The organism is Protofrankia sp. Cr1 (assembly GCF_963555865.1).
Classification (GTDB): domain Bacteria; phylum Actinomycetota; class Actinomycetes; order Frankiales; family Frankiaceae; genus Protofrankia.
On the sequence record NZ_CAUVXO010000198.1, the window covers coordinates 5,811 to 10,386 of the forward strand.

General features: G+C 70.2%; 4 protein-coding genes. 1 reads left to right on the top strand and 3 read right to left on the bottom strand.

Features of this window, described 5'->3' with window-relative positions:
- The 3 genes from U9980_RS15870 to U9980_RS15880 all read right to left on the bottom strand — a co-directional run.
- Window positions 1-301, bottom strand: a 301-nt coding sequence (locus U9980_RS15870) for an Rv2175c family DNA-binding protein (protein ID WP_322768631.1), incomplete at its 3' end; no start/stop codon positions are given.
- Entirely contained in the window at window positions 270-1,925 is a 1,656-nt protein-coding gene (locus U9980_RS15875) for a Gfo/Idh/MocA family oxidoreductase (protein WP_322768628.1), read from the bottom strand. The genes U9980_RS15875 and U9980_RS15870, both read right to left, overlap by 32 nt.
- A gap of 155 nt (window positions 1,926-2,080) precedes the next feature.
- Window positions 2,081-3,313, bottom strand: coding sequence for an NAD(P)/FAD-dependent oxidoreductase (locus tag U9980_RS15880; RefSeq protein WP_322747449.1), 1,233 nt, complete (start codon window positions 3,311-3,313; stop codon window positions 2,081-2,083).
- Between the two features lie 171 nt (window positions 3,314-3,484).
- Here U9980_RS15880 and U9980_RS15885 point away from each other — a divergent pair.
- A partial coding sequence (locus U9980_RS15885; RefSeq protein ID WP_322768629.1) for a protein kinase domain-containing protein occupies window positions 3,485-4,576 on the top strand: 1,092 nt, incomplete at its 3' end.

Here is a 4,576-nt window from a genome sequence, read left to right on the forward strand (position 1 = left end):
GGCGTTTGACTTCCCGGCCACGGTTTTCCGCCAGCGCCCGCACGGGGGTACCGGGCAGGGTCGGGTCTTCCCGGAAGAGCCAGTCGATCGCCTCCTCATCGGAAAACCCCGCGTCCGTCAGCACCGTCAGCAGGCCGGGAAGACCTTTGACGATCGCTCCATCCACGATGAACTCAGCGGGCACCCGCAGGACGCCCGCTGAGCGTACGGCGAGCAGCTTGCGGTCTCCCACCAGCTGTCGTACCCGCGTGATGGGCAGCCCGAGCATGTCAGCGACATCGGGCAGTGTCAGCCAATCCACGGTCAAAGTAAACACCGGGCAACGGCTCTTGGTCACGCCGGGGTGACGGGGGCCGCGCCTGCGGCCACCGATCGGGTGGCCGCTCCATCACGGCCACCACCCGCCGGGCCGCCTCCACCGGATACGGCATCGGCCAGCCCGAGACCAGGCGGTCCGCCAGCTCGCTGTGGAAGCCCGAGGTAGCCGGTGGCGGAAACGCCAGGCGGGTCCGGTTTCCGTCCCCGGTGACCAGGTTCAACGGGGCGGGGAAGGCCTCGGGCGTGCGCTCGGAATGCCGCCCGGATCGCGAGCCCGGCCCCGCCGACTCCGTCATGACCTCGCTGACGATCGAGCCGGTAGCGCCCATGGCATGCAACCTCGGCCACGCCACCGCGGCGAGGTCGGAAATCGTGACCTGCGCTTCGGCACCGTCGGCGAAGTGGAGCAGGATCCGGATATGGTCGGCGTTGCTGACGTGGTGCCAGACCCGCTTGTGGGCGGATGCCGACACCCACTCGACGGGTTCGGTCAGCAGGTCGAGAATCAAGTCCAGATGGGCGAACCCGCGATCGTAGATGACGCCTCCGCTCACTCTGACGTCGTCATGCCAGGTTCCGGCGGGACGCGCGAACGCACCCTGGAACGTCTCCAGCCACAGCACGTCGCCGACAGCGCCCGACCTGACCGCGGCCCGCAGTGCCCGGCAGCCGGGATCGTCTCGCTGGTCGGGGTGCACGGCCAGGACGAGGCCGCGCTCGGCCGCGGCGGAGATGAGATCGTCAGCCTCCTGGGTGGCCAGGCAGAAGGGCTGTTCGACGACGACATGCTTTCCGGCATCCAGCGCCCGCATGGCCCACTCGGCATGGGTGTGGGTCGGCGTGGCAATGATGACCAGACCCACCTCGGGGTCGGCCACCAACTCAGCTGGATTGGCGATCCGGCGGGCACCGCGGTCGCCACCACGACCCGACGGACGGGACCCACCGTCACAGACAGCGGTCATCTCCAGGCCTTCGGTCGCCTCGACGGCCATGTGGTGGGCGGCGGCGGAGTCGGCCGTGCCGAGCAGCCCCACCCGCACCGGCGGCGCATCAAGGACCCCGAGGGCGTGGCGTAGCCACCGCCCGATCAGCCGATGGTATGCCGGATCAGCCAGCACCCGGCCGCCCGAGCCGAGGGTGAACATGCCCAGCCCCGTGGACGGACGCCAGGTGCACACCGCATGATCGGCCAACTCGTGGCGAACCATCAGCAACTGCTGCACGTCGTCGACAATCTTGTCAGGTATGACCCACTGGTCGACCGGGCGGAAGTCGCCGATACGGGCGGTGAAGTCACCGCCGTCCGGGCCGGGAATCAGGCTGAGCTCGTGAGCCGGGATCACTCGCCCGGGAAGCAGCCCCGACGCCTCGACCAGCGGACTGTCAGGTGGCAGCGACCGCAGGGTGGGGCCGGCGAGCAGCACGGGGACGGACTGGCGCGCGCGATCCAACACGTCCTGTTCGACCCCGTCGAGCGGCCGATCGATGAGCACGAGGAGGGCGTCGGCGGATCTCGCGGAGGTGGGCCCGAGCCCAGCGCCCCGCAGGTGGTCGCCGAGAACGCTCGCGCCGGGCAGGTTCGAGACCAGGTGAATGCGGGGCACGCAGGAACTGTAGTAATCGCCCGGGCGGCATCCCGACGGGGGTCTCGTCCCGAAACACCGATGACTCATGACCATACCGGTCGCTGCTCGCCCATCGGGCCAACAGCCGCGCAATCATGTTCCTACCCGCGCATGTTCGCCTACGCGCGGCCGGATCAGCCCAACGGTGTCGACGCGTCCGCGAACCGGGTCGGGTCGATCGTGGCACCGGCGACCATCAGGCGCCGGCCACGCACGACATCGGCCGGTCGCCCGACGGCGACCACAGCCGCCAGCTGGCCGGCATCGTCGAACCAGCCCGCCGACCAACCCTTGGGCTGGCTCGGGTCGCCACGCCACACCGGCTTCGCGTCGGCCGGGCGGCGACCCGCAAATTGGATCATTCGATCGAACTGGTCGGACCAGAAATAGGGCACCGGGTCATAGACCGCGACGTCCTCCGGAGGGGTACCCGCGTCTGCACGCAACGGTGTAGTCGCGTCTGCACGCAACGGTGTAGTCGCGTCTGCACGCAGCAGGGTGGCCGCGGCGACAACCGGTGACTGCTGGGCACAGTCCCAGTGTTCGACCCGCATCCGTGTCGAGTAGCGCAGCGACCACCATGCGGCGCTGTCGCCGACGCAGACAACCGGTGTGGACCAGTCCGCGGCAAGGTGTTCGTCCACGACGACCCCACGGTCGAGCGCGAGCCCGCAACCGACGAGCCAACCGGTGGCCGGCCGGACCCCGACGCCAACCACGATCTCGTCTGCGAGCAGGTGCTCGCCGCCGACGAGTGCAAGCCCGTCCGGCTGGACGGCGTGGACCTCGGTGTCCAGCCGCAACGTCACGCCGGCCTGGGCATACCAGTCGATCATACGGGAGCCGACCTCGTCCCCGAGCGCCTGCGCCAACGGGACGTCCGCAGCCTCGACGACGGTCACCGCCGCACCGGCGGCCGCGGCGGCCGTAGCCACCTCCGCACCGATCCAGCCCGCCCCGACCACCGCGAGCCGCAGGCCCGGACGCAGGACCTCCCGTAACGCGCGGGCATCGTCGATGGTGCGCAGTACCCGCTGGCGCCCGTCACCGGGCAGCCGCACCGGATCGGCACCGGTGGCGATGACCAGGCCGTCGAAATCGAGCGGACCACGATCGGTGTCGAGGGCCCCCGGCCGCAGCCCGGTGGCGCGGCGGCCGAGAAGCAGCTCGACATCGCCCAGGTCAACAGGCAACGTGGTGTCGTCCCTGCGTCCGGCGAGCACGGCCTTTGACAGTGGCGGTCGGTCGTATGGGAGGTGGTCCTCGGCACCGAGCAGGGTCAGCGTCCCGGTATACCCGCCAGCCCGCAGCTCCTGGCAGGTCCGGCCCCCGGCGAGTCCCGCGCCCACGACGACAATCCGCTCCATGTCGGCGAGGGTAGCCCGGCACTCGTTTCCCCGCGCAGGTTTCCCCGCGGTTTCGATCTGCCTGCGCATGACAGCTGCCGGCGCATCACAACGGGCCCCACCGGCACATCACAACGGGCCCCATCCGACCGGATGCCCGCGACCGGAGCACGCGATCGTAAGCTGTGCCATATGGACGCGACCGTCACAGACCCCGTCATCGGACGGTTACTGGACGGGCGCTACACCGCGCAGGAACGCATCGCGGTAGGCGGCATGGCGACGGTCTATGTCGCGCACGACAACCGGCTTGACCGGCTGGTCGCTCTCAAGGTCATGCATCCCGCCTTCGCGCACGATCAGGACTTCGTCCGGCGCTTCCACCGAGAGGCCACCGCCGCGGCGCGGCTGAACACCCCGCGTGCGGTCTCCATCCTCGATCAGGGCAGTGACAACGGGCCCCACGGGCATGTCATCTATCTGGTGATGGAGCTTGTCCGGGGGCAGACCCTGCGCCAGCACATCGGCAACCGCGGTCGACTGACCCCGGCCGAGGCTGTCGAGATCATCGAGCCGGTCCTCGAAGCTCTCACGGCCGCCCACGACGCCGGCCTCATACACCGTGACATCAAGCCGGAGAACATCCTGCTGGGCAACGACGGCCAGGTGAAGGTCGCGGACTTCGGGCTCGCCCGGCCCGTCAACCAGGCGACCTACGCCATGACACAAGGTGTCGTGATGGGGACCGTCGGCTATCTCGCACCCGAGCAGGTCAGCGACGGCTCGGCCGACACCCGCAGCGACATCTACGCCGCCGGAGTCGTGCTGTACGAGATGCTGACCGGGCAGTTGCCCCACAGCGGCAGCACCCCGATGTCGCTTGCCTACCAGTCCGTGCACGGCGATGTTCCCGCGCCGTCCGCAGCCGTTCCGGGCATCCCCGCCGCACTGGACACGCTCGTGCTCCGCGCCACCGCACGCGACCCGAACCGGCGGCCCGCCGACGGCGCCGCCATGCTGGACGAGCTGCGCGAGCTCGCGGCGTACCTACCGGAGCCCGGCCAGGAGCCAGCCCCGTCCGACGGCTACCCCGACCGTTACCCCGACCGCTACCCCGACGCCACCCACCCGGGGCTGGCTGCGGTCGACGGCTCCCGGGCGACCACCGGCTACGAACGTGGCGGGGGGGACCTGCACGGTCTCGCGCCGCACTACCGGCGACGGTCGCGATGGTCGGTCGGCAGGCTCGTGGCGATAGCCGTGCTCACGCTCATCGCCCTGGTC

What these genes read in the sequence shown, in the direction of transcription:
- U9980_RS15880 (WP_322747449.1), bottom strand. Translation starts at nt 3,313, where the DNA reads ATGGAGCGGATTGTCGTCGTGGGCGCGGGACTCGCCGGGGGCCGGACC.